This window comes from Actinomyces sp. SKVG-SVH-4(1), assembly GCF_048514265.1.
Taxonomy (GTDB): domain Bacteria; phylum Actinomycetota; class Actinomycetes; order Actinomycetales; family Actinomycetaceae; genus Actinomyces; species Actinomyces oris.
In genome coordinates this window covers 111,646-136,056 of record NZ_JBGEVE010000005.1, presented here as the reverse complement: position 1 = coordinate 136,056, position 24,411 = coordinate 111,646, and the positions used below count along the sequence as shown (strand labels likewise).

Here is a 24,411-nt window from a genome sequence, read left to right as displayed (position 1 = left end):
ACATGAACCGAGGACTCGTCTACTTCCACTTCGATCCTCATCATCAGGTCCGCGACTACGTCGTTGCCGCGCTCAGCTCCCTGCGGCCCCACGCCAACCACATCCTGCTGGTCTCCAACTCACCCATCGGCGAAGCCGACCGCGCCCGCCTGGGGACCTGCTGTGATGAGATCCTCCAGCGCCCCAATGAGGGGCTCGACGCCGGCGCCTACCGAGCCGGCCTGGAGCACCTGGGCTGGGAACGGCTTGCCGACTTCGACGAGCTCATCCTGACCAACCACACCTCCTACGCGCCGCTGCGGCCCTGGGGGGAGGTCCTCACCCGCGCCGCGAACTGGGGCGATATCTCCTTCTGGGGCATGACCGAGCACGCCACCATGCGCCCCCACCCCTTCCTCGCCCAGCGCGAGCTGCCCCGCCACCTCCAGTCCCACTGGATCGCGGTGCGCCGCAGGCTCCTGACGGACCCGGCCTTCCGGGAGTACTGGGAGCAGATGCCGCCGGTCACCTCCTACCGCGACTCCATCCAGTGGCACGAGTCGCGCTTCACCGGCTACTTCGCCGAGCTCGGCCACACCTGGCAGGTTGCCTTCCCCGTGGACCGCTACCGCTCGGAGAACCCGGCCATCGAGGAGGCCCCGGCGCTGCTGGCCGACGGCTGCCCCCTGCTCAAGCGACGCGCCCTCTTCCACGACCCGCTCCACCAGGACCGCCAGGCCGTCGTCGGTGGGGAGCTGCTGGAGGCCGCCGTGGCCGCCGGCTACAGCGAGGACCTCATCCTGTCCGACGTCGTCCACACCGCGGCCGCCCGAGACCTCATCGTCAATGCCGGCCTCACCGAGGTCGTGACCGGGTGCGTCCCCGGGGACGCGGGGACCGACGTCGAGGTGAGCTCGCCTGCGCGGCGGCCCTCGGGCTGCGTCGTCGTCCACGTCCCGGCGGGGAGGGAGGCGCTCGAGCGAGCCGAGGCCGATGGCCTGGCCCGACGCCTGGCGAGCGTGCCGGCGCACTGGCGGGTCGTAGTCACCTCGCCTGAACCGCTGGATGCCGCCGACCTGGAGCGGGTCACCGGACGCCGTCCCACTCGGGAGGACACACAGGAGGACTCAGCGCACAGGGAAGGGGATGTGTCCTTCCGCTTGGTGCGCGACCTCGACCCGCGGGGCACGATCGCCTTCCTCACCCAGTGCGACGACCTCTGGGATCCCGGGCGCGCCGCCGGCGGCAGCGACAGTGGCGACGGTGACGAGGGTGGCGACGGTGGCCCCCTTGTCCTGCGGATCGCCGTGGGGCCCCCGCCCGGCCCCGGTACGCGGGCCGACGACGTCGCCCACCGGCAGGCACTCGACTGCCTGCTGGACTCGCCGGAGTACGTGGCCGGCCTCATCGACCTCTTCGCGCGTCACCGCGGCCTCGGCGTGGCCATGCCCGCCGCCGGACACATCGGACGGGCCCACGGAGGACCCACGTGGGACGGGCTGGCCGGCGCCGCCAAGGCCCTGACCCGGCGGCTCGGCCTGAGCGTGGAGCTCGATCCGGTCGCCCCCGTGGCTCCTCCCGGCGCGATGTTCATGGCCCGCCCCGAAGCGCTGCGTACCCTGAGTGAAGGGGCCAAGGAGCTCGTGCGGCTGACCGACCAGGCCGCCGCCGGCCCCGAGCAGTCTGCCGAGCGCCTCAGGCGCGCCCGCGCCGCCGAGGTGCTCGAGCTGCTGACCGTCTATGCGGCCATGTCCAGCGGCTTCCACCCCCGCGAGGTGCTCACTCCTGTCTGGGCCGGGCGGCTCTACGGGGCCCTGGCCTACAAGCATCGAGTCGTCACCGCGGACCTTCCGGCCCACACCGATGAGCAGGTCAGGTTCCTCCAGGCCAGGTTCGGGCCGCTGGCCGGAGTCGGCGCCCGGGTGCGCACCTACGTCGACGCCCACCACCCCGACATGGGCAGTGCTCTCAAGCCCGCCTACCGCTACCTGACCGGCGGGGCCTCGGGCCTGGCGCGCGCCGCGACGAGTGCTGGCAGGCGTTTGCGCGGTGGCGGCCGCCATCGGGGGGAGGGCAATGGGGATTGAGCGAGGTGTTAGCATATCGTGAGGTGCTCCCCGCACCTCCTGCCGGCATGGTCGGGTATGCCCCTTGGAGCCCCTGGTGGAGCCCCTGCCTCGATCAATGAGTCACGTGAGGACCTTTGACCTGTCCATGAAGAAGATCAGCGTCGTCATCCCCAGTTACAATGAGGAAAAAAGCGTCAGGTTGATGTATGACCGACTGAACTCGGTATTTCACACGCATCTTCCCCAGTACGACTACGAGATCATCTTCGTCGATGACTACTCGACGGACGGCACTCGCGACGCGATCCGCGCTCTGGCGGGTGAGGACAAGCGGGTGAAGGCGGTCTTCAACGCCCGTAACTTCGGTTTTCACCGGAATGTCTTCTCGGCGCTCACCTACGGCTCGGGGGACGCGACCTTCATGCTCTTCGGTGACCTCCAGGACCCTCCTGAGAACCTCCCGGAGTTCGTGGCCCGCTGGGAGGCCGGGGCCAAGGTCGTCATCGGGCAGAGGAGATCCTCTGATGAGGGCTTCGTCATGACGGGATGCCGTCACCTCTACTACAAGCTCATCGACTGGTTCGCCGACACCCCTCAGATCGCGCGCTTCACCGGGTACGGGCTCTACGACGTCGAGTTCATCGATGTTCTGCGGCAGATCGGCGATATTCAGCCCTATTTCAAGACGGTGGTCGCCGAGTACGGAATCGGGCTCGAGATCGTCCAGTACGATCAGGCCCAGTCCTCCCGGGGGAAGTCGAACTTCAACTTCCTGCGCAACTACGACTTCGCCATGCAGGGCATCACCAGCTCCACCAAGCTGCTGATGCGCATGGCCACCTTCGTGGCCACCTTCGTCGGCATCATCTGCCTGGGCCTGGCCACCTTCGTCCTGGTCAAGAAGCTCATCGACTGGAACGCCTATCCAGTGGGAGAGGCCTCGCGCACCGTGGGCCTGTTCTTCCTGGGCTCCATTCAGCTGTTCTTCATCGGAATCCTGGGCGAGTACATTCTCAGCATCAACGGGCGCGTCGTCAGCAAGCCTCGCGTGGTCATCGGTGAGCGCCTCAACTTCGGGCCCTCCGAAGGTCCTTCGAGCTTCGGAGGCGGCCCGGCGTCGTCGCAGGCGGGTCCCTCCGTGCAGGAACGCCCCGGCGGGAACGCCTCTTGAGCACCCTCCAGGAGAAACTGCGTCCCCTCCTTGCGCAGTTCGGGCGATTCCTCGTCGTCGGCGGCATCTCCTTCAGCGTTGACTTCGGCCTCTTCACCGTGCTGTACGGGCTGGGCGTACCCCACCTCATCGCCAGTGCGACATCCTTCTCCACCTCAGTGGTCCTCAACTACATCCTCTCCAGGCGCTACGTCTTCGAGGCGCAGGAGAATGTCAGTGTCCTCAAGGAATTCACGCTGTATGTTCTGCTCAATGTCGTCGCACTGGGCTTGAACACACTCATCCTCTACGTCTGCGCCGACCTCGCCGGCATGAGCCCCTTCCTGGGGAAGATCCTCGCCACGGCGATCGTGCTCATCTACAACTTCATCTCCCGCAAAGCCCTCCTGGAGCGTCTCGGCGCCTCCGGCGGGGCGACCACTGTCCACCACCCCGATGAACAGGCAGGCTCTCGTGTCCGGTAAGTCCGCGAAGAACAGAACGAGTCAGGTCAAGAACAACGACGCCGAGAAAACCGATCACGACTCCACGCCGCAGACCCGCTCCGCCGCCGGCCTCACCGCACGGGTGCGCGCGCTCACTGAGACGACGAGCGATCAGGGACGCCGGCTGGTCGAGCGCGTGGTGGACAGCCGCCTGGGCTCCTGGTGGAGCAGTACCGAGCGTCCCGGCCTTGTGGACTGGGCGCTGCTGGGCATCATCCTGCTCGGCGCCTACGCCTTCTTCCTCTACGGGGACGTGCGAGCCACCTTCGAGCACTCCTTCAACTTCCTGGACTCGGTTCTTCAGGGGAGGATCGGCGACTTCTACCGGATCGCGATCGAGCACACCTCGACCGGTCACCCGGCGGTCTACGACATCCCGCTCTACCTGCTCTTCGGGCTGTGGAACCTGCCGACCTACATCATCTACCGGATCACCGGCTTCCAGTACCTGCTGTCGACGCCGGCGCAGCTGTGGCTCAAGACCATGATGGTGCTGGCCGCGCTTCTCGCCGCCAAGGTGCTGGTGGATATCGCGCGCGACCTCGGCGTCAGCCGGCAGCGCAGCAAGTGGGTCGCCTTCTTCTTCCTGTCGTCGATGACGTTGTTCGTCCCGGTCTTCGTCATCGTCCAGTACGACATCATCATGATCGTCTTCATCCTGCTGGGGCTGCGCGCCTACCTGCGTGGCCGGCTGGGCAGGTTCCTGCTGTGGTTCGCGATCGCCAACACGCTCAAGCTCTTCGCCCTGTTCATCTTCGTGCCGCTCCTGCTGCTGAGGGAGAAGCGGCTGCGCGTGGTGGCCCTCCAGGTCATTGTCGGGCTCATCGGTCTGGTCGGGTGCCGCGCCATCTACCACGGCAATGTGGCCTACAAGGCGTCCACCGGCGGATTCATGAGCAGCATGCTTCAGAGGCTCACGGCCGTGGGGGTCCCGTGGCAGAGCAGCATGATTCCGATCTTCGTGGTGTTCATGGTCGGGATCGTCATCTTCGCCTACCTGCGCCGCCCTCAGGGGACGAAGGCCTTGGCGGCCGACGCGGTCTACATCTGCATGGCCATCTACCTCGTCTTCGCCACGGTCGTCCCGCTCAACCCCTACTGGGCCGTCATGGTCTCGCCCTTCGCGGTGCTCATCATCTTCCTCAACCCGCGTCACGTGCTGCTCAACTCTGCTCTTGAGATGGGTGTAGGAACCGCGTTGTTCCTCATGTACACCTTCACCGGTTTCTCCATGTACAACCGGTCGATCCTCGATCAGCTGCTCCTGCCTCACCTGATGACTCCGACGGCGCAGCCCCGGTATGAGACCCCCGCGCAGTTCCTCGACGTCGTGGGAATCAGCCGGCAGGGCTCCTTCATCGTCGGCTTCATGATCGCCTGCGCCCTGGCGATCCTCTTCATCAACTTCCCGCGCACCGAGATGGTGGAGAAGCTGGGGCAGGGCGAGCGGGTCCCGCGTTCTGCGGCCTGGTCGCGCCTGACCATGCCTGCGGCGTTCAGCGCGCTGGTGCTGATCCCCTACTTCGTGCCGGCCGTTCCGGTGGCGTACTCAGCGGTCACCGACACCCCTCAGGCGGGGAGCGTCAACATCCTCGGCGACGGGGCCAGCGTCTCCGAGACCATCACCCTGCCGTCCACCGTGGAGGTCAGCTCCCTCAATATCGCCTTCCTGGCCGGAGACATCCAGTGGCTCGACTCCTCGGTGGTCAACGTCGAGGTGACGGACGCCTCCGGTGCCCGGGTCTTCAAGACCGCGGCGCCGGCGAACTCTCTCCACGAGGGTCTGCACGAGTTCCCGGCCAAGGGACTCGTCCTGCGCGGTGGCGAGAAGTACACCGTCACGATCACCAGTGAGCTGACCGAGGGCGGCAGCGCCGTCGTCGAGATCAATCCCGCGGTTGACCAGTTCCCGACCACGGAGAACGGAACGACCGTCAACGGTGATCTCCTCATGTCCATCAGCGGCAGAACCAAGTGATTGCTCCGCAACCGCACCTGTTAGGATCCAGAACCATGGCAAAGACAGTTCTCGTCACTGGAGCAGGCGGCTACATCGGTCGCCACGTCGTCACCGCGCTCCTGGAGCGTGGCCTGGATGTCAAGGCCCTCGACCTGCGACTCGACGGCGTCGACGAGCGGGCGGAGAGGCTCTCCCTGGACCTCTTCTCCGGGGACGCCGACATCTACGACCAGATGGGGCGCCCCGACGTCGTCCTGCACATGGCCTGGCGCGACGGCTTCAAGCACGCCTCGCCCGCCCACATGGACGACCTGGCCAAGCACGTCAACCTCATTGAGAACCTCTACGCGGGCGGTCTCAAGCAGCTCGCCGTCATGGGCACCATGCATGAGGTTGGCTACTGGGAGGGCGCCATCGACGAGAACTCCCCGTGCAACCCCGCCTCGCTGTACGGCATCGCCAAGAACGCACTGCGGGAGACCACCTTCCTGTCGGCCAAGGCACACGACGCCGTCGCCCAGTGGATCCGCGCCTACTACATCGTGGGCGACGACAAGTTCGGCAACTCGATCTTCTCCAAGCTCCTGGAGGCCGCCGAGGAGGGGCGTACCACCTTCCCCTTCACCACGGGTAAGAACCGCTACGACTTCATCTCCGTGGATGAGCTGGCCACGCAGATCGCCGCGATCGTGGACCAGACCGAGGTCGACGGCATCATTAACGCCTGCACCGGTGAGCCGATGAGCCTGGCCGAGCGTGTCGAGGCCTATATCCGGGACAACGACCTGGACATCACCTTGGAGTACGGGGCATTCCCGGATCGGCCCTACGACTCGCCGGGGGTGTGGGGTGACCCGACCAAGATCCGCCGTATCCTCGCCTCAAGCGCGGGCTGACGCGCCCGGGGAAACCGTATTACTCCGCTCTTCCGCCACGGTGAGCGGCTCGAACCACTGCCCAGAAGGGACATTATGGCAACGCTCGGCCAGGACCCGAAGCGACTCGGGATCTTCTTCTTCTTCGACGCTCAGGGCATCGTGGACTCCTACGTGGAGACCCTGCTCACTGACATGGTCAAGAACCTCTCCGAGCTGGTCATTGTCGTCAACGGTGAGCTGACCGCCAAGAGCTATGCCAAGCTGACCGCCTTCACGGACAACATCATCCTGCGGGAGAACAAGGGCCTGGATGCCTGGGCCTACAAGACGGCCATGGAGAGCTACGGCTGGGACAGGCTCGTCGAGTTCGACGAGGTCGTCCTGTTCAACGCCACCATCATGGGACCGGTGTACCCCTTCGAGGAGATGTTCACCGAGATGGCCAGCCGGGACATCGACTTCTGGGGCATCACCTGGTTCCATGAGGTTCCCTACGACCCCTTCGGGCATGCGGCCGAGGGGTATCTTCCGCGCCACCTCCAGTCCCACTTCCACGCCTACCGGCGTTCCCTGGTCTCCTCCAAGGCCTTCCAGGACTACTGGGACAACCTTCCTCAGATGAACTCCTACGAGGACTCGGTAGGACTTCACGAGGCGCCCTTCACCCAGCGTTTCGAGCGGCTCGGCTTCACCTCAGACGTCTACGTCAACACCGAGGACCTGGAGGGCTACACCTTCTCCCCGGTGCTCTTCGCCCCCAAGCGACTCATCGAGGAGAAGCGCTGCCCCATCTTCAAGCGCCGCTCCTTCTTCCACGACTACCAGGACCTGGTTCGCCAGTCCGTCGGCAACACCTCCCTCGACCTCTACGAATACCTGCGCGATCACACCGACTTTGACACGAACCTCATCTGGGACAACGTCCTGCGCTCGATGAACATGGAGGATCTCGTCAAGAATCTCCAGCTCACCTACGTCCTGCCCACGCAGGCGGTGGCCCGCGAGCCCAAGCCGCAGAAGGTCGCCCTCATTGCGCACCTGTACTACATGGATCTCCTGGAGTCCACGCTGGCCTACGTCAAGTCCATGCCCGAGGGGGCGGACCTCATCCTCACCGTCGGATCCCAGGAGAAGGCGGAACTGGTGGAGGAGGCCTGCAAGGGTCTTCCCTACAACGTGACCGTGCGCCTCATTGAGAACCGGGGTCGGGACGTCAGCGCGCTCCTGGTGGGCTGCAAGGACATCATCAACGACTACGACCTCGTCTGCTTCACCCACGACAAAAAAGTCACTCAGGTCAAGCCCTACTCCGTTGGAGACGGGTTCGCGATCAAGTGCTTCGAGAACCTGCTGCCCACCCGAGACTTCGTCAAGAACGTCATCGCCACCTTCGACGCCGAGCCGCGTCTGGGGCTCCTCGCGCCCACCCCTCCCAACCACGGTGACTACTTCCCCATCTTCACCATGGGATGGGGGCCGAACTTCGAGCGCACGAAGACTCTCGTGAAGGACGAGCTGAACCTGAACGTCCCGATCGATGAGAGCAAATTGCCCATCGCCCCGTTGGGCACCATGTTCTGGTTCCGGCCGGCCGCTCTCAAGCCGCTGTTCGACCACGGCTGGGACTGGGATGACTTCCCGCCTGAGCCGAACAATATTGACGGAACCATCCTCCATGCCATTGAGCGCGCCTACGGCTACGTCGCTCAGGCCTCCGGCTACTTCTGCGGCTGGCTCTTCTCGGACTCCTTCGCCCGTATTGAGATCACCAGCCTGTCGCACTATGTTCAGGACTTCACTCACGCAGTGGCCGAGAACGGCATTCTCGGCTACGAGGATGACATGGTGAGCAACCTCTTCCGCCGGGGTGTCGAGCTGAGGCGACTGAAGAAACAGGCCGAGCGCTGGATTCCGCGCCCTCTGCATAAGCCGCTTCTGAAGGCCTTCCAGCGGGCCCGGGGGATCGGGAGGTGACAGTGGCGGACACGGCGATGTCGAGTCGGCGGACGGCCGGCAAACCCCGGATCTTCTATCTGGATCTCATCCGGGCTCTGGCTGCGCTTCTCATCGTCCTCACCCACTTCAACTATCACCTGCGTGAGCACGGAGGCGGCTACGTCCTGACCTTCCAGCCCTTCGGTGTCTACGTGGGTGCCCTGGGCGTCTCCCTCTTCCTCATCATCTCCGGCGCGGCCCTGACTCTCACCTACCGGCGGCCCATCAACCTCAAACGCTTCTACTGGAAGCGCTTCCTCAACATCTACCCGATGTTCTGGACCGCCTGGGTGCTGGGGACTCTCTACTACTTCCTCATCTTCAACGGGCGGCCGCCCAACGCCGCCCCGGCGAAGTCTTTTATCTTCACGCTTCTGGGAGTCGACGGCCTCGCTGCAGCCTTCGGCTGGCCCACCATGTATCTGCTGGGCGAGTGGTTTCTGGGCTTCATCCTCCTGTACTACCTCGTCTTCCCGGTTCTGCTGTGGGTCATTGACCGCTTCCCGGTCGCCACCGCCGTCGTCATCCTGGCGGCCTATGCCACCACCGTGATCGTCATGCAGCGCTACTTCGCGGGCTACCCCTCGGCGATGATCCTCACGACCAGACTCCCCGAGTTGGCCTTCGGCAGCTACTTCGTCCTCTACGTCCGTCGAGTTCACTGGGTCACCGTTATTCCCGCGGCAGCGGTCCTGGTCGTCTCAGCGATGCTTCCGGAGCGGATTCCCGAGGACGTGGGCACCACACTCGTCGGCATCTCGGCCTTCCTCATTCTTGTGGTCGCAGGCCGCTATGTCGCGATCCAACCGGTTCGGGCCTGCGTCAGTCTGATCGCCAGGTACTCCTACCCGATCTTCCTCGTCCACCACGTGGTGATCCTGCTGATCATTCAGAAGATCGACGTTTACGGCTTCTACCCCCTTCAGCGCTACATGCTGCTGGCTGCCGAGTGCGTCATCATCTTCGCCCTGTCGGTGGCGTTGGAGAAGGTCTCCGGTATCGTCGTCGACTTCGTCACCAAGGCCTTCAAGGACATGAGCTGGCGCCCCGAGGTGTCCGAAGCTGAGCGCTGAGGGCTGCCAGCTTCGGCTGAGAGTGGCGTGGAACCAGTCGGAGTGTCGAAGGCAACGGCATCTGCCGGCACGATCAGCTCTTCCAGCGCCGAGAATAGTGATGTGGTCGAGGAGCGCCCTGCGCGTGTTCTGTCGGCCCGAATCGACTACCCAAGGGAGACCCTCGTGACCCGTACCTGCCTTGTCACAGGTGGTGCCGGATTCATCGGCTGCGCGATCTCGCGTGACCTGGCCGACGCCTTCGACCGCGTCGTGGCCCTGGACAACATGCACCCGCAGATCCACCCCTCCCAGGCTCGCCCTGCCGAGCTCGACGAGCGCGTGGAGCTGCACCGCCTGGACGTGTCCGTCGCCGAGGACTGTGACGCGCTCCTGGCCGAGGTCGTGCCCGATGTCATCGTCCACCTAGCGGCGGAGACTGGGACCGGCCAGTCCCTCACCGAGGCCTCCCGGCACGCCAACGTCAACGTCGTCGGCACCACCCAGATGCTCGACGCCCTCGTGCGCCACGAGATCCGTCCCGACAAGATCGTCCTGGCCTCCTCTCGGGCCGTCTATGGCGAGGGGAAGTGGATCGATGCTGCGGGACACCCCTCCTACCCCGGGCAGCGCACCCACGCAATGCTCGAGGCCGGTCAGTGGGACTTCACCGGCCTGACCCCCTCGGTCCAGTCCTCCGCCGAGGTCCAGGCCTCTCCGGCCAATGTCTACGCCGCCACCAAGTTCTGCCAGGAGAACCTCGTGACCTCCTGGTGCGGCTCCTTCAACGTCACCCCGGTGCTCTACCGGCTTCAGAACGTCTACGGACCCGGCCAGTCCCTCATCAACCCCTACACCGGTATCGTCTCCCTCTTCGCCCGCCTGGCCAAGCAGGGCCAGTCCATCCCGGTCTACGAGGACGGCCAGATCGTGCGGGACTTCGTCTTCATCGACGACGTCGCCTCCGCCATCGTGGCCGGCGTCCTGCACTCGCCGGCCACCTCCACGCCCTACGACATCGGCCTGGGGGAGCGGACCACCATCATGCAGGTCGCTCAGGCCATCGCTGAGCGCTACGGAGCGCCCGCCCCGCACGTCACCGGCCAGTTCCGTGACGGCGATGTGCGTGCCGCCTGGGCGGACACCGCGCGTGCCCGCCAGGCGCTGGACTGGGAGCCCCGGGTCGGCGTCACCGAGGGCATCAACCGGCTGTGCGACTGGATCGATGCCCAGGAGGGGGCGGATTCCCCAGCGCCCACCGGCACTGCGACGGAGGTGTGAGCCTATGATGCTCTCTCGACTGCTCCGCTCGGAGGATGCCCGCCAGACGCTGGACCTCACCCTGCGGCTGACTCAGCGCTCGGTCTCCTCGGAGTTCAAGGGCACGACGCTGGGGCGCCTGTGGTCATTCATCAACCCCCTGGCCACCATCGCCATCTTCGCCCTCATCTTCGGCGTCGTCTTCCGTGGAGGGGTGGAGCCGGGCCGCAACTCCGGGATCAACTCCTTCGCGCTGTGGATCGGCATCGGGGTGCTCAGCTGGACCTTCTTCTCCAGCGGGATCATGGCCTCCATGAATGCCCTGGTGAACAACTCGGGGCTCCTCACCAAGGTCTACTTCCCCCGCCAGGTCCTCATCTACTCCGCGGTCCTGTCACTGGCCGTGGACTTCGCCTTCGAACTGCTCGTGCTGGTCATTATCGCCATGTTGATGGGCGGTCCCGGGGTTCTGCTCATGATCCCGGCGCTGCTTGTCGTCACCCTGTTGGCGGGCATGTTCGCCGTCGGGCTGGGACTTATCTTGTCCATCGCCACCGTCTACTTCCGGGACCTGGGCCACCTGTGGCAGATCTTCAACCAGATCTGGATGTACGCCTCCGGGGTCGTCTTCCCCCTGACCATGGTCAACAAGGTTCAGAACGACCTGTTCGACAAGGGCTGGCAGGTCAACGGCGGGCCGATCCCGCTGACCACGATCCTGCGTCTCAACCCTGCCGAGACCTACCTCGAGGCCTTCCGATCCTGCCTGTACGACTTCGCCCTGCCATCACTGCCCGTCTTCCTGGCCTGCCTGGGCTGGGCAGTCGTCATGCTCTCGCTGGGCCTGGTCTTCTTCCGCCGGCACTCGGCGAGTATCGTTGAGGAGCTCTGATACGTCAGATGACCGCATCCACCGGATCGTCCGCATCAACAACGTCGTCGGCGCATGGCTCCTCGGCAGCATCCTCAGCCCTGCCGGCCGTGCGCATTGAGGACGTCTCCAAGCGCTTCAGGATCTACCACCACCGCAATCAGTCCCTCAAAGGCGCCATTCTGCAGCGCAGCCGTGGCGTCTACGAGGACTTCTGGGCACTCAAGGACATCACCTTCGACATCCCCGAGGGCAAGACCTTCGGACTCATGGGCCACAACGGATCGGGTAAGTCCACCTTACTTAAGTGCATCGCCAAGATCCTGGCTCCCGACTCGGGCTCCATCACCGCCCGGGGGCGCATGGCCGCCATGCTGGAGGTCGGCTCGGGCTTCCACCCCGAGCTCTCCGGGCGGGAGAACATCTTCCTCAACGGCGCCATCCTGGGGATGAGCCGTCGTGAGATCGAAGCCAAGTTCGATGACATCGTGGACTTCTCCGGAGTGGGTGAGTTCATCGACCAACCGGTGAAGAACTACTCCTCGGGCATGTACGTGCGCCTGGGCTTCTCGGTGTCCATTCACGTCGAGCCGGAGATCCTCCTGGTCGACGAGGTCCTGGCCGTCGGTGACATGGAGTTCCAGGAACGGTGCATGGACAAGTTCGCCGAGTTCCGCGAGGACGGTCGCACCGTCGTCGTCGTCTCCCACGGCCTGGAGCAGATGCGGACCTTCTGCGATGAGGTCGCCTGGCTCGACCACGGCCGGCTCAAGGAGGTCGGTCCGGCCCCCAAGATCATCGACAAGTACGCCGATGTCACCCACGGAGCCAAGAAGGTCAAGGACGGACAGGGCGTTCGCTTCGGCAGTGGTGAGGCCCAGATCCGCCGCATCGAGCTGCTCGACAGCAGGGGCCGGCCGGTGAACTCCATGCGTACCGGGGACGAGGCCACCATTCGCCTTCACTACCGCTGCGAGGAGACGATTGAGAAGCCCATCTTCGGCTGCTCCATCGACACCCGTGAGGGCATCTTCGCCTGGGGGCTGCACGGTCTCGACGACGGCTTCCAGCCCGAGAGGATCGAGCCGGGCGAGGGGACCGTGGACGTCTCCATCCCCGCGATGATGCTACGGCCGGGCGCCTACCTCATCTCCGCCTCGATCTCTCCCTGGCAGCTCTCCAGCGTCATCGACGCCTACCAGAAGGCCACCTCCTTCGACATCGTCCCGGGGCCACGCATGGAGTCCGGGGGGCTGGTGGCCCTGGGGGCACACTTCGAGCGGATCACCCCGCCGCGCCCCATGGTGAAGCACACCAAGAACAGCTGAGGCCCGGCAGGGCGGGCAGGGCCGCTGCTCAGCCTCGCCGCAGCCTCTTGAGGTGCTGAGCCACGGTGCGGAAGAAGGGTTTGACCGTGGCCTCAACGCGATCGATCTTCGCACTGATGTCGTAGGCCTGATACAGGACCTGTTGCGTCGTGCTGCGCAGCTCGTCGCGCAGCTCGTCGCGCAACTGTTGGATGCCCGAGCCCAGCTCGTGCATGGTCCCCTTGAGATGCTCGATCTCCTGATCCTGCCGCTCCAGCCTCTCCTGGAGGCGGCGGTAGTACTCCGCAGAGACCAGCAGGAGACCCAGGTTCTCGGAGTCCACTGACCCACCCTGCCGAGCGGCGGCCGCGGCCTCGGCGTCCTCCAGGGACTGGCGGGCGTAGCGGTCCCGGATGGCGAGGTTGTCAGTGCGGTGGTGAACGGCGTCGACGACGACGGAGTTCCCCATCGTCCCGTCGGCGGAGTCGCGGTGGTGCCAGTGCGCCAGCGGCTCCCCGTCGATGAAGCCCACCGGGGAGGTCGCCAGCAGCCGCAGGTTGAAGTCCCAGTCGGCCTGGGTCAGCAGGGTCCCGTCCCAGTGACCGATGCGGTCGGCCACCTCACGGCGGATGAGCTGCGAGATCGGCGGGACGTAGTTGGACACCATCGTGTCGATGAGGGTCCAGCTCTCCTTGTCCTCCTCCAGCACCCATCGGCTTCGCTCGACCAGACCTTCCTGTGTGACCGTCTCACTGATCACGTCGCAGCGCGCCGCCACGGCACCGTGCTCGGGGTGTTCATCGAGGTGGGCCACGCAGGCGGCCAGGAAGCCGGGCTCCCAGGAGTCGTCGTCATCATGGATCGCGAAGAACTCGCCGGAGGAGACGGCCAGACCATCCTCCAGGGCGGCCTCGCGGCCGTGCGAGGTCTCATTGGTGACCACCCGGGTGCGCTCCCTGAGCCACTCGGGAGCGGTCTCCAGAGCGCCCTCCACGGGCTCAGTGCTTCCGGCGTCATTGACGATGACGAGCTCGAGGTCCTGGAAGGACTGCGCCCCGACCGACTGGAGCGCTCGATTCAGCAGCATGGGACGGTTACGGGTCCGGGTCACCACGGTGACCCGTGGAGAAGGTGCGGCGTGTCCAGCCATGTCGGGGGTCCTCCTTGATCCGATGCGCGTGCAGCGTGCTTGACGGTACTGCCCGGTGATGCGGGGCGTCTGACGACGTCGGTTTGGTAACTGTAACGGTTGGGGTGCCACTGACGTAGGCGCTTGCCACAATCAACAACTTCTCGCCGAGCCGCGTGCGCGGATCCTGGCCCGCCGATGCAGCTCGCGCGGTAGGCGGGCGAGAGCCTGAGTCAGTCCCCTCAGCACCGGGCCGCGCTGCGGTCCGCGCAGGGAGCGCACCAGCGTACGGGCCAGTGCCTGCATCACCACCGTGGCCGGACTGTGGGCGGCTGCCGTCAGGATCCGGTTGCGGACGTTGACCCGGATGAACATCGGTGAGTCCGTGCCCGAGGAGGAGGCGTGATCGTGGCGCGCCACGGCCTCACGCACGTAGAGGACTCGCCACCCGCGCTCACGCAGGCGCCAGGACAGGTCCGTGTCCTCGTAGTACATGAACAGATCCTCGCGAAAGCCTCCCAGGGCCTGCCACGCCTCACGCCGGATCGCGCAGGCGCCCCCGCACAGGCCGAAGACCTCACTGGGGGAGTGCTCCTGCCCAGCGGGCACCAGCCAGTCCCGGTCATAGCCGTTGCCGGAGGCGTCCACCAGGTTGCCCGTGGAGTTGACCAGGACCTCCCCCTCACCGCGGGCAGCGGCCTCATCGTCAACCCGGGTCCACCGCCCGGTGCGAGGGGAGACGAGGGCGTCCTGCTGGCCGGGGGCGGCGGGCTTCCAACGGCCGGCCAGCAGAATCCGCGCCGTGGTCGCGGCCGGAGCCGCCGCGGACGGCGGGTCGCCCAGGGGGGCCAGGAGCGCCTCGAGGAAGCCGGGCTCGGCCACCGCGTCATTGTTGAGCAGGACGAGGACATCCTCGACCATGCCCCGGGCCCCAATGTTGACGCCGGCGCCGAAGCCCCGGTTCTCAGGGGACTCGACCACCGTGAGTCCCTCCCGGCGAAGTCTCTCGGCCGAGCCATCGCCGGAGGCGTTGTCCACGACGACCAGCACGTCCCCGTCTCCCAGCTGCTCACGGATGGAGCGGGCCGCCCGGATCGTCAGCTCGGCCTGGCGCCAGTTGACGACGACGACGCGAGCCGAGGGACGCCTGACGGGCTGGGTCACACCGCACCCCCGATGAGGGCGTGATAGACCTCCGTGTGCGCAGCGGCGCAGGCCTCCCAGGTGAAGGTCCGGGCGCGCTCGCGGCCGGCCTCGGCCAGCTCGTCGTGCTGCGGTCCGATGGCCTGGGCGAGCAGGCCGGCGATCTCACGCGGCGAGGCGGGGTCGGCCAGCAGGCCGGCCTGTCCGCACACCTCGGCCATGCAGGTCCCGGCGCTGGTAACCACCGGTGCCCCGTAGGCCATGGCCTCCAGGACCGGCAGGCCGAAGCCCTCCCAGATGGAGGGGAAGCAGAAGGCGCGGGCGCCGCGGTAGGCGGCCGCCAGCTCGTCGTCGTCGAGCCTGCCGGTGACGTGGACCCGATCACCCAGGCGGGTCAGCAGCTCACGCTCGGCGGCGTCGTCGCCCCACCCGGCCGGTCCGACGAGCACCAGGTCGAGGCCGCCGGCGTCGTCGTGCTCCTCGATGAGGAGGGCGAAGGCGCGCAGCAGTCCCAGCAGGTTCTTGCGGGGTTCACGGGTACCCGTCCACAGGACGTAGTCGCGCGTGAGGCCCCGGGCGGCTCGGAAACCCTCGACTTGCTCGTCGGTGACGGTGCGGGTGCGAACCCCGTGGGGAATGACGTAGAGGCGGGCGGCGTCGATCCCCGCCGCGATGCAGTCGTCGGCGGTGGCCTGGGAGGGGACGATGATGGCGCTGGCCTCAGCGATGACGCGCTCCAGGCAGCGGCTGAAGTAGGAGTTACCGCGCGCGGTGAAGTGCTCGGGTGAGCGCAGGAAGGCCAGATCGTGCACGGTGACGACCAGCGGCAGCGAGGTGGGGGGCAGCGCCCAGGTCGTGGCGTGGATGAGCTGGGCGCCGGGCAGGATGGACTCGGCCCGCGGCAGCCCCAGACGGTTCCAGGACTCGTACAGGGCGGTGCGCGGCAGGTGGGAGGAGCGCATCGGCATCGGCGGCAGTCCGACCTGGCGCGGCGAGGCGGCCCCCTGGTGGTGGGCGGCGATCCCGGCCACGGGCACCCGCCGAGCGCGCAGGGCCTGGGCGAGCTCGACGATGTAGGTGCCCGAACCCCCGGGCACGGGCTGCCACAGCTGCTCCACCACCATGCCCACGCGTGGGCCGCGGGGGCGAGCCGGTGGACGGGGGCCCTTGGCGGGGGAGGACGCGGTGCGGGAGGCGGGGGAGGGGGAAGGGGCCGGGGAGTGCGCCGGGCGGGAATGATCTGCGCTCATGGGCTCAGAGTACGGGGTGACCGCGCCAGGCGCGGTAGCCTGCCGTCATGAAGGTTCTTCTCGATGCGACGGCGATCCCGGCTGACCTGGGAGGCGTGGGTCGCTATGTCGACGACCTCGTGCCCGAGCTCATCGCCTGCGGCGTCAACCTGGCCATGGCCGTCCAGCAGCGGGACGTGGCGCACTTCTCCGCCAAGGCGCCCCGCGCCCACCTCTTCCCGGTCTCGCAGTCCATGGAGTCGCGCGGCGCCCGGATGGCCTGGGAGCAGACGGGGCTACCGGCACTCATCCGCCGCATCCGCCCCGACGTCCTGCACTCGCCCCACTACACCTTCCCGGCCCTGCACCAGGTACCTGTGGTCGTCACCCTCCACGACGCCACGTTCTTCTCCCACCCGCAGGCGCACTCGCCCCTCAAGCAGAAGTTCTTCACCAGCGCCATCCGCCGGGCCGTGCGGCGGGCCGACGCACTCGTCGTGCCCTCGCAGGCCACTCGCGACGAGACCATCAAGTACGTCGGAGGCGACCCCGAGCGCTTCCACGTCGCCTACCACGGCGTGGACACCTCCGTGTTCCACCCGGTTGACGACGCCGAACGAGCCCGCGTGGCCGCCTCCCTCGGACTGGAGGGCCGGCGCTACATCGGCTTCCTGGGAACCCTGGAACCCCGCAAGAACGTTCCCAACCTGGTGCGCGCCTGGGCCAGTGTCTTCCGCGACTGCGAGGACGCCCCGGCCCTGGTGCTGGCCGGCGGACCCGGGTGGGACGAGGACATCGAGCCCGCCCTGGCTCAGGTGCCCCGGCACCTGAACGTCCTGCGGCCCGGCTACCTGCCCCTGGAGGACCTACCCGGGTTCCTGTCCGGCTGCGAGATCCTGGCCTATCCCTCCATCGGCGAGGGCTTCGGCCTGCCGGTCCTGGAGGCCATGGCCTGCGGGGCCGCAGTGCTCACCACCCGCGAGCTGAGCCTTCCGGAGGTCGGGGGCGACGCCGTCGCCTACTGCGGCTCGGATGCTCAGGCTATCGCCCGGGGCCTCGTGGTCCTGGACGCCCAGCCCGAGCGGCGCCGGGCCCTGGGGGTCGCCGCCCTCGAGCGGGCCGCCGAGTTCACCTGGAGGGCCTCCGCCCAGGCGCACGTCGAGGCGTACCGCGCCGCTATGGCGCACTGAGGCCCTCCCCATCCGGGAGTACGGTAGGCCGTTAGTCCTTAGTCCTTGGTGATATCGCCCAACGTGGCCGGTGCACTCGTGTAGTGTTCATCGACGGGCTATGCCCATGGTGAGACGTCGGCGATACGACGCGCGCGGGAAGGAAGAGACGGCCAGTGAACGAGACCAAGCCGGTGCGGACTGAGGGGACCTCTCTCCCCCGTGCCGGGCACGACGAAGGGCAGATGCGCGGACGGGTTCTCGTCACCGGCGCCAACGGCCAGCTGGGGCGCGCGCTGATGACCCTGCTGCCGCAGGCGGGCTTCGAACCCACCGGCGTCGACCTGCCCGAGGTGGATATCTCGGACGCGGCAGCCATGTCCTCCTGGGACTGGACTGGTTACGACGTCATCATCAATGCCGCGGCCTGGACCAACGTGGATGGGGCGGAGACTCCTGAGGGGCGCCGCCTGTCGTGGCGGGCCAACACGGTCGGCCCGGTCAACCTGGCCCGGGCGGCCGTCCAGCACGGCCTGACCCTGGTGCACCTGTCCACCGAGTACACCTTCGACGGCGTGACGGCTGTCCACACCGAGGAGGAGACCCCCTCACCGCTGGGCGTCTACGGTCAGTCCAAGGCCGCCGGGGACGCCGCCGTCAGCGTCTGCCCCCGGCACTACCTGGTGCGCACCTCCTGGGTGGTCGGTGATGGCAAGAACTTCGTCAAGACGATGCTCTCCCTGGCCGAGCGCGGTATCAGCCCACAGGTTGTGGCCGACCAGACTGGGCGCCTCACCTTCGCCTCCGATCTGGCGGCGGGCATCATCCACCTCCTCACCTCGGGCGCCGAGTTCGGCACCTACAACCTCTCCGGTGATGGGCCGATCGTCTCCTGGGCGGATGTCGCCAAGCGGGTCTACGAGCGCGCCGGCCACAGTCCCGACGAGGTCACTGCCGTCACCACTGAGGAGTACTACGCCGGTCAGGATGGGATCGCACCGCGGCCACTGAGCTCGGCCCTGGACCTGGCGAAGATCAAAGCCACAGGTTTCACCCCGGCTGACTCCACGGAGCGCCTGGAGGCCTATCTTCAGGGCCTCCTGTAGGTTGAATCCGAACGGTTTACACTCCCTCGCACCCGTTTCTCGTCGGAGATCAGCATGAGACGTGAGCTCACCAAGTACTTACGACTGCCGACCCCGGGCCGCTCAGAGGCCGGGGTGGTGTCGTCACGCCGTCCAGCGGTGGTGGGCGGGCTCCTCCTCATCCTGATGCTGCTGACCGGACTTGGGTGGGCGGTGTCCTCGCCGCTGGAGTCGTCTCCCGACGAGGACTATCACCTGGGGAGTATCTGGTGCCCCCGACCTGCGGATGAGTACTGCCAGACCAGCGTTGTCAATGGTGAGCCGGTCGTCCGGGTCCCGGTCGCCGTGTCGGACGACTCGATGAAGTGCTACGTTCTCCACTCGGAACAGTCGGCAAGATGTGCACTCGGGTACAGCGACTCGGAGATGGCGTGGTCCAAACGCTTCGACAATGGCGCCTACCCGATTGGCTACTACCACTTCCACCACCTCCTCATCGGCAAGGACGTGCAGACCTCGGTCCTGGTGATGCGCGCTGTCAATGTGCTCATCGCCGTGGCGCTTCTGGGAGTGGTTGGTTTCTGCGCACCACAGCGGATGAGGCGACCATTCGTGGCGGCGATCGTCGCCTCATGGATCCCCATGGGGGTCTACTTCATCGCCTCCAACAATCCCAGCTCCTGGTCCCTGTCAGGTCTGTTGGCCTACTCCGCGGCAACATTTATGGCCCCGCAGCAGAAGGGGTATCGTCGTATTACCCTCGTGATCTGCGCGGTGATTGGCGCCGTGATGTGCCTGACGTCGCGATACGACGCCGCCTTCTTCCTCCTTGTCGTCGGCCTTGCACTGCTCTTCGCGGTGCCGTGGAGACGAGGGGGATGGGTGGGACTGGGTGCCCTGGGCACAATAGCGCTCCTCGGAGTCGGCACCTTCATGGCCTCGTCCCAGGTGTCGAAGGTCAGCTACTTCCTGCGTGCTTTCGATACCTCCGATCCAGCGGCATCCGCCGACAAGCAGTCGTTCTTTGACAAGTTCATCATCGGGTTGGAGACCGCTCCGAAGTATCTCGGCGGATTCTGGGGTCATACGTGGACCCCGGGCTGGTACGACGTTCCTCTGGAGATCCGCGCTCCCTATGTCCTCACCATTATGGCGGCCGGTGCTTTCGTGGCCGTCGGCTTGCGCCGAGGTGGGTGGCGGAAGTGGACCGCCATGGCGATTATCGTGGGGGCGACGGTCCTCCTTCCAGCTGTGTTCTACGCGAACGGGGCTATGGAGTACATCGAGCTTTACCAGGCCCGGTACATCTTCCCGCTGCTGGCGCCCACCTTCTTCCTCGTGCTGGCCGTCGACCAGGATGAGGGTGCCTGGTTCACGGTTCCGCAGGCCCTCTGGATCACCGCCTGCGCATCGCTGTGCCAGACAGTCACCCTCCATACGCTGCTGCTGCGATTCGTTCAGGGCATTGGTGAGCAGTGGGAGGTCAATCTCAACAAGGACATCCAGTGGTGGTGGAGCATGCCGGTCTCGCCCATGGTGGTCTGGTTCTTCACGACCTGCTTCGCCACTGCGGCTCTGGGGATCGTCATGACGATGCTGACTCACCCGGCAGTCGACAAGCACGAGGCGCCCCAGGAGTCGTAAGCACTGTGGGCGGGCGGCGCGGAGTGGCGCCACCCGCCCACACGTTATGAGGCAGGAACGGAGCAGGCCGGGGGTCTCCGGCCAGGATCCTCAGGACTGCTGGTTCTCCAGCAGACCCAGGAGGTAGGCGCCGTACCCGGACTTCACCAGGGGCTCGGCGCGCTGGCGCAGGCCCTCGTCGTCGATGAAGCCCATGCGCCAGGCGACCTCCTCGGGAGCGCCGATGTTGAGGCCCTGACGGTGCTGGACGGTGCGGATGAAGCTGGTGGCGTCGGCCAGGGAGTCGAAGGTGCCGGTGTCGAGCCAGGCGGTGCCGCGGGGCAGGACCTCCACGGTCAGCCGGCCGGCCTCCAGGTAGGTGCGGTTGACGTCGGTGATCTCGTACTCGCCGCGGGCGGAGGGCTGGAGGTTCTTGGCGATCTCGACGACGTCGTTGTCATAGAAGTACAGGCCGGGCACGGCGTAGTTGGAGCGGGGCTGGGCCGGCTTCTCCTCGATGGAGATGGCCTTGAAGCCCTCATCGAACTCGACCACGCCGTAGGCCGTGGGGTCGGCGACCTGGTAGGCGTAGACGACGCCGCCGTCGGGGCTGGTGTGACGGCGCAGCTGGGTGCCCATGCCGGGGCCGTAGAAGATGTTGTCGCCCAGGACCAGGGCGGCGCTGTCGTCACCGATGAAGTCGGCGCCCAGGACGAAGGCCTGAGCCAGGCCGTTGGGCTCCTGCTGAACCGTGTAGGACAGGTTGACGCCGAGCTGGGAGCCGTCGCCCAGGAGACGGTGGAAGGAGGGGGCGTCGTGGGGGGTGGTGATGACCAGGACGTCCTGGATCCCGGCGAGCATGAGGGTGCTCAGCGGGTAGTAGATCATCGGCTTGTCGTAGACGGGCACCAGCTGCTTGGAGGTCCCCAGGGTGATCGGGTTGAGTCGCGTGCCGGAGCCTCCGGCCAGAATGATTCCTCGCATGCTCCAAGCATGACCTATTGAGGCCCTCAATGGCGCCAGGATCGGGCGGATCGGGAGCTCATGTTCGTGTTTCCCGGCACGTTCCGCCCCTGGTGGCCTCGTCCTTCGGGGTGTCGATGGGCCACACCGATAGACTCGGGCAATGGCGCCTGGCGGATACGGGGCGCTGAGACCAAGACCTGTGCGCACAGAAGGGGCCATCAATGGGGCAGATCGAGCTGGGCAAGCCGCTTGCCATCGAGGAGACGCCGATTCCGGGATTCCTGCGGATCGACCTGACTGTTCACGGGGACAACCGCGGCTGGTTCAAGGAGAACTGGCAGCGGGAGAAGATGCTGGCCCTGGGGCTGCCCGACTTCGGGCCGGTGCAGAACAACATCTCCTTCAACAACGAGGTCGGAGTCACCCGCGGCATCCACGCCGAGCCCTGGGACAAGTTCGTCTCGGTGGCCACCGGCCGCGTCTTCGGCGCCTGGGTGGACCTGCGCGAGGGACCCTCCTTCGGAGCCGTCTACACCTGCGAGATCGACCCGTCGGTGGCGGTGTTCGTGCCTCGAGGCGTGGGCAACTCCTATCAGACGCTGGAGCCCAACACCGCCTACACCTACCTGGTCAACGACCACTGGTCGGCCGACGCCCGGTACACCTTCCTCAACCTGGCCGATGAGACGGTGAACGTGCCCTGGCCGATCGCGCTGAATGAGGCGATCCTCTCCGACAAGGACAAGGCGCACCCCCGTCTGGCCGAGGTCACCCCTTTCCCGGCTCCCGGAGCCGAGGCCTAGGACGTGCCTGCGCACCGGTACGGTGAGGCGCCATGAGACGACTTGAGCCGGCGCGCCAGCGGTACGCCTGGGGGTCGACCTCCGCCATCCCAGCCCTCCTGGGCAGGGCTGACGACGGCGACCCCTGGGCCGAGGCCTGGTACGGATCCCACCCGGCCGGTCCCGCCCAGGTCGCCGAGGGCGGCGTGCTCTCCGAGCTCATCGACGCCGAGCCGGAGCGCCTCCTGGGTGAGGACATCATCTGGCGCTTCGGGCGCCGGCTGCCCTTCCTCCTCAAGCTCATCGCGCCCGAGCAGCCCCTGTCCCTCCAGGTTCACCCCAGTCAGGCCCAGGCCGCCGAGGGCTACGCCCTGGAGGACGAGGCCGGCATCGCCCTGGATCACCCCTGCCGCAACTACAAGGACACGAACCACAAGCCGGAGATGGTCCTGGCCCTCACCCGCTTCCAGGCCGTCGCCGGGTTCCGGGCCCCGCGCCGCGCCGTCGAGGTCCTGGCCGGCCTGGACAGCCCTCTGGCCCGCCGGATGCGTCGCACCCTGCGCCTCAACCCCACCCGTTACGGCATCCGGCAGGTCTTCTCCGACGTCGTCTCGGCCGCCACGCGTCCCAGCCCTCAGGAGATCGACGCCCTCGTCACTGAGATCGCCGCCAGGTTCGAGGCCGGGACATCCCCGTCGCTGCGAGTGGACTCCAACGTCGTGAAGATGGCCGACACCTTCCCCGGGGACCCCGGCATCGCCGCCGCGCTCCTGCTCAACCCCGTCACCCTGCAGCCCGGTGAGGCGCTGTTCGTACCGGCGGGAAGCGTGCACGCCTACATCTCCGGTCTGGGCGTGGAGGTCATGGCCTCCTCGGACAACGTGCTGCGTGCCGGACTGAGCGCCAAGCACATTGATGTCCCCGAGATGCTGGCCTGCGTCGACTACGTGGCGGCGCCGCCGGTGCGCCCCGCCCCCGAGTACCTCTCTCGCGCCACCCGCGCCTACTACGCGCCGGTGGATGACTTCGAGCTCATGGTCACCACCGTGGTGGCCGCTGACGGGCGCCTGCCGGTCCCCGGACGGGGGCCGCGCATCCTCCTGGCCGTCGAGGGAGCCATGACCCTGGTGACCCAGGCCGACACCCAGACGCTCGCCCAGGGCGAGGCCGTATTCGTCGGTGCCGACGAACGCAGCCTGTCCGTCGAAGGGGAGGGCACCCTCGTCCAGGCCGACGTCCCCTAATCCCGGGGGTGGCGGGACTGGAGCCCCGCCGACTCAGGCCGTGATGCCCTCCTGCCGGATGGCGGCCGCGGCGACGTCGTCATCCGCCTCGGGGGTGAGAACCACCGCGGTGCGCCCGGCGCGCCAGGCGACCAGCACCTCCTGGAGCATCTGGGCCGTGTCGGGGCTGCGCACCAGGACCGCACGTGAGGTAGAGCGATAGCCGGCCCCTGTGGATGCGCCTGCCGCCTCGACCCGGGCTGTCAGCTGGGCGCGCGTCAGGGTGGAGGGCCGCTCGCCTGAGGGGACGGTGGCCGCAGTGGTGCCCGGAGCCGCAGGCGCTGCCCCCTCGGCGGCGAGATCCCTGAGGCACACCGAATCAGCCGCAGTGCTCACCGGTGTGAAGCGGTCGGGATAGTGCATGAGGTCGGCGGCGCCGTCGAGTACGAGGGCAGGCAGCTCACCTGGCCAGCGCAGCGCCAGCGAGGCGGGCGGGACCAGTGCCTGCGCCTCGGCCTCATCGAAGAGGCTCTCCGGGGCGAAGGCCACGCTCAGCTCGGGGAGGAGGCCGGCGGCGTGGATGTGCGCGCTGCTTCCCAGGAGCACGCTGCGCCCCGCCAGCCACGTACCGCAGGCCCAGGCGACGCTCCGCCAGTGCGGAGGGAGGCCCACATGGACTCCGTCACCGGGCGTCGACTCCGATGTGACGAATCCCGCGATCTTCGCCAGCCACATGGACAGGACGTGCCCTGTCAGCTCGACTCGTTCGTCGATTCCATAACAAACGAGCCATGGCCTGTCGGCGTCCTGAGGACCGGGGAGCAGTGGGAGCAGGGGATCTGGCATGACCCCGATTGAAGCAGATCCTATGGCTTTCAGGAACTTCCCTGGTGGTGTCCAGTCGGTAGGGGCATGATGTGAACGTGCGTCAGGCGTCCTGAAATCCTCTGCAGTGCCGTGGGTATTTCCACTGTCAGCCAGGCAGTGGGAGCCTCTCAGGGGTTTTGTAGGAAGTCGACATATGGTTCCACCCAG

General features: G+C 66.8%; 20 protein-coding genes. 15 read left to right on the top strand and 5 right to left on the bottom strand.

Going from position 1 to position 24,411, the window contains the following annotated elements:
* The first annotated feature begins 2 nt into the window (after nucleotides 1-2).
* From AB7V09_RS06345 to AB7V09_RS06300, 10 genes are all read left to right on the top strand, one after another.
* A complete protein-coding gene (locus tag AB7V09_RS06345; protein ID WP_419143254.1) occupies nucleotides 3-2,066 on the top strand; it encodes a rhamnan synthesis F family protein in 2,064 nt (687 codons plus the stop codon).
* A gap of 106 nt (nucleotides 2,067-2,172) precedes the next feature.
* Complete coding sequence (locus tag AB7V09_RS06340; protein ID WP_419143253.1) at nucleotides 2,173-3,219, top strand: glycosyltransferase family 2 protein; 1,047 nt, start codon at nucleotides 2,173-2,175, stop codon at nucleotides 3,217-3,219.
* Nucleotides 3,216-3,683 carry a GtrA family protein gene (locus AB7V09_RS06335; RefSeq protein ID WP_075374382.1) on the top strand — a complete coding sequence of 156 codons (468 nt, stop codon included), beginning with the start codon at nucleotides 3,216-3,218 and terminating at the stop codon, nucleotides 3,681-3,683. Before AB7V09_RS06340 ends, AB7V09_RS06335 begins: the two co-directional genes overlap by 4 nt.
* Nucleotides 3,673-5,682, top strand: coding sequence for a hypothetical protein (locus tag AB7V09_RS06330; RefSeq protein WP_419143252.1), 2,010 nt, complete (start codon nucleotides 3,673-3,675; stop codon nucleotides 5,680-5,682). The genes AB7V09_RS06335 and AB7V09_RS06330 overlap by 11 nt, the downstream gene beginning before the upstream one ends.
* A gap of 35 nt (nucleotides 5,683-5,717) precedes the next feature.
* The gene (locus AB7V09_RS06325) at nucleotides 5,718-6,560 is read left to right on the top strand and encodes an NAD-dependent epimerase/dehydratase family protein (RefSeq protein ID WP_419143251.1); all 843 of its coding nucleotides are present in this window, start codon (nucleotides 5,718-5,720) and stop codon (nucleotides 6,558-6,560) included.
* A gap of 75 nt (nucleotides 6,561-6,635) precedes the next feature.
* Nucleotides 6,636-8,516 (top strand): rhamnan synthesis F family protein, encoded by a 1,881-nt coding sequence (locus tag AB7V09_RS06320; protein ID WP_419143250.1) that lies wholly within the window; start codon nucleotides 6,636-6,638, stop codon nucleotides 8,514-8,516.
* 17 nt (nucleotides 8,517-8,533) lie between these two features.
* A complete protein-coding gene (locus AB7V09_RS06315; RefSeq protein ID WP_279013023.1) occupies nucleotides 8,534-9,610 on the top strand; it encodes an acyltransferase family protein in 1,077 nt (358 codons plus the stop codon).
* Nucleotides 9,611-9,775: 165 nt separating this feature from the next.
* Nucleotides 9,776-10,870 carry an NAD-dependent epimerase/dehydratase family protein gene (locus tag AB7V09_RS06310; protein ID WP_279013001.1) on the top strand — a complete coding sequence of 365 codons (1,095 nt, stop codon included), beginning with the start codon at nucleotides 9,776-9,778 and terminating at the stop codon, nucleotides 10,868-10,870.
* Between the two features lie 4 nt (nucleotides 10,871-10,874).
* Nucleotides 10,875-11,741 (top strand): ABC transporter permease, encoded by an 867-nt coding sequence (locus AB7V09_RS06305; RefSeq protein WP_279013000.1) that lies wholly within the window; start codon nucleotides 10,875-10,877, stop codon nucleotides 11,739-11,741.
* 8 nt (nucleotides 11,742-11,749) lie between these two features.
* Nucleotides 11,750-13,048 (top strand): ABC transporter ATP-binding protein, encoded by a 1,299-nt coding sequence (locus tag AB7V09_RS06300; protein WP_279012999.1) that lies wholly within the window; start codon nucleotides 11,750-11,752, stop codon nucleotides 13,046-13,048.
* Nucleotides 13,049-13,076: 28 nt separating this feature from the next.
* Here the strand turns inward: AB7V09_RS06300 and AB7V09_RS06295 are convergent, their stop codons facing one another.
* From AB7V09_RS06295 to AB7V09_RS06285, 3 genes are all read right to left on the bottom strand, one after another.
* Nucleotides 13,077-14,177 (bottom strand): glycosyltransferase family 2 protein, encoded by a 1,101-nt coding sequence (locus AB7V09_RS06295; protein WP_419143249.1) that lies wholly within the window; start codon nucleotides 14,175-14,177, stop codon nucleotides 13,077-13,079.
* 132 nt (nucleotides 14,178-14,309) lie between these two features.
* A complete protein-coding gene (locus AB7V09_RS06290; protein ID WP_279012997.1) occupies nucleotides 14,310-15,320 on the bottom strand; it encodes a glycosyltransferase family 2 protein in 1,011 nt (336 codons plus the stop codon).
* Nucleotides 15,317-16,429, bottom strand: coding sequence for a glycosyltransferase family 4 protein (locus tag AB7V09_RS06285; RefSeq protein ID WP_419143278.1), 1,113 nt, complete (start codon nucleotides 16,427-16,429; stop codon nucleotides 15,317-15,319). Before AB7V09_RS06285 ends, AB7V09_RS06290 begins: the two co-directional genes overlap by 4 nt.
* Nucleotides 16,430-16,596: 167 nt before the next feature.
* On the opposite strand from AB7V09_RS06285, the gene AB7V09_RS06280 reads away from it, so the two are divergent.
* The 3 genes from AB7V09_RS06280 to AB7V09_RS06270 all read left to right on the top strand — a co-directional run bounded on the left by AB7V09_RS06280 (nucleotide 16,597) and on the right by AB7V09_RS06270 (nucleotide 20,426).
* Nucleotides 16,597-17,718, top strand: coding sequence for a glycosyltransferase family 4 protein (locus AB7V09_RS06280; protein WP_419143248.1), 1,122 nt, complete (start codon nucleotides 16,597-16,599; stop codon nucleotides 17,716-17,718).
* Nucleotides 17,719-17,873: 155 nt separating this feature from the next.
* The gene (locus tag AB7V09_RS06275) at nucleotides 17,874-18,803 is read left to right on the top strand and encodes an SDR family oxidoreductase (protein ID WP_279012746.1); all 930 of its coding nucleotides are present in this window, start codon (nucleotides 17,874-17,876) and stop codon (nucleotides 18,801-18,803) included.
* Between the two features lie 54 nt (nucleotides 18,804-18,857).
* Nucleotides 18,858-20,426 carry a DUF2142 domain-containing protein gene (locus AB7V09_RS06270; protein WP_279012745.1) on the top strand — a complete coding sequence of 523 codons (1,569 nt, stop codon included), beginning with the start codon at nucleotides 18,858-18,860 and terminating at the stop codon, nucleotides 20,424-20,426.
* 90 nt (nucleotides 20,427-20,516) lie between these two features.
* Here the strand turns inward: AB7V09_RS06270 and rfbA are convergent, their stop codons facing one another.
* Nucleotides 20,517-21,389 carry a glucose-1-phosphate thymidylyltransferase RfbA gene (rfbA, locus tag AB7V09_RS06265; RefSeq protein WP_279012744.1) on the bottom strand — a complete coding sequence of 291 codons (873 nt, stop codon included), beginning with the start codon at nucleotides 21,387-21,389 and terminating at the stop codon, nucleotides 20,517-20,519.
* Nucleotides 21,390-21,592: 203 nt separating this feature from the next.
* Here rfbA and AB7V09_RS06260 point away from each other — a divergent pair, with 203 nt between their 5' ends.
* Nucleotides 21,593-22,174 (top strand): dTDP-4-dehydrorhamnose 3,5-epimerase family protein, encoded by a 582-nt coding sequence (locus AB7V09_RS06260; protein WP_101558646.1) that lies wholly within the window; start codon nucleotides 21,593-21,595, stop codon nucleotides 22,172-22,174.
* 32 nt (nucleotides 22,175-22,206) lie between these two features.
* Nucleotides 22,207-23,397, top strand: coding sequence for a mannose-6-phosphate isomerase, class I (manA, locus tag AB7V09_RS06255; protein ID WP_271288394.1), 1,191 nt, complete (start codon nucleotides 22,207-22,209; stop codon nucleotides 23,395-23,397).
* 33 nt (nucleotides 23,398-23,430) lie between these two features.
* Here the strand turns inward: manA and AB7V09_RS06250 are convergent, their stop codons facing one another.
* Nucleotides 23,431-24,222 carry a TIGR03089 family protein gene (locus tag AB7V09_RS06250; RefSeq protein WP_419143247.1) on the bottom strand — a complete coding sequence of 264 codons (792 nt, stop codon included), beginning with the start codon at nucleotides 24,220-24,222 and terminating at the stop codon, nucleotides 23,431-23,433.
* Nucleotides 24,223-24,411: the final 189 nt, after the last annotated feature.

Coding starts and splice junctions, on each gene's coding strand:
- AB7V09_RS06345 (WP_419143254.1), top strand. CDS start 3: ATGAACCGAGGACTCGTCTACTTCCACTTCGATCCTCATCATCAGGTC.
- AB7V09_RS06325 (WP_419143251.1), top strand. CDS start 5,718: ATGGCAAAGACAGTTCTCGTCACTGGAGCAGGCGGCTACATCGGTCGC.
- AB7V09_RS06320 (WP_419143250.1), top strand. CDS start 6,636: ATGGCAACGCTCGGCCAGGACCCGAAGCGACTCGGGATCTTCTTCTTC.
- AB7V09_RS06315 (WP_279013023.1), top strand. CDS start 8,534: ATGTCGAGTCGGCGGACGGCCGGCAAACCCCGGATCTTCTATCTGGAT.
- AB7V09_RS06305 (WP_279013000.1), top strand. CDS start 10,875: ATGATGCTCTCTCGACTGCTCCGCTCGGAGGATGCCCGCCAGACGCTG.
- AB7V09_RS06300 (WP_279012999.1), top strand. CDS start 11,750: ATGACCGCATCCACCGGATCGTCCGCATCAACAACGTCGTCGGCGCAT.
- AB7V09_RS06295 (WP_419143249.1), bottom strand. CDS start 14,177: ATGGCTGGACACGCCGCACCTTCTCCACGGGTCACCGTGGTGACCCGG.
- AB7V09_RS06280 (WP_419143248.1), top strand. CDS start 16,597: ATGAAGGTTCTTCTCGATGCGACGGCGATCCCGGCTGACCTGGGAGGC.
- AB7V09_RS06270 (WP_279012745.1), top strand. CDS start 18,858: ATGAGACGTGAGCTCACCAAGTACTTACGACTGCCGACCCCGGGCCGC.
- rfbA (WP_279012744.1), bottom strand. CDS start 21,389: ATGCGAGGAATCATTCTGGCCGGAGGCTCCGGCACGCGACTCAACCCG.
- AB7V09_RS06260 (WP_101558646.1), top strand. CDS start 21,593: ATGGGGCAGATCGAGCTGGGCAAGCCGCTTGCCATCGAGGAGACGCCG.
- manA (WP_271288394.1), top strand. CDS start 22,207: ATGAGACGACTTGAGCCGGCGCGCCAGCGGTACGCCTGGGGGTCGACC.
- AB7V09_RS06250 (WP_419143247.1), bottom strand. CDS start 24,222: ATGCCAGATCCCCTGCTCCCACTGCTCCCCGGTCCTCAGGACGCCGAC.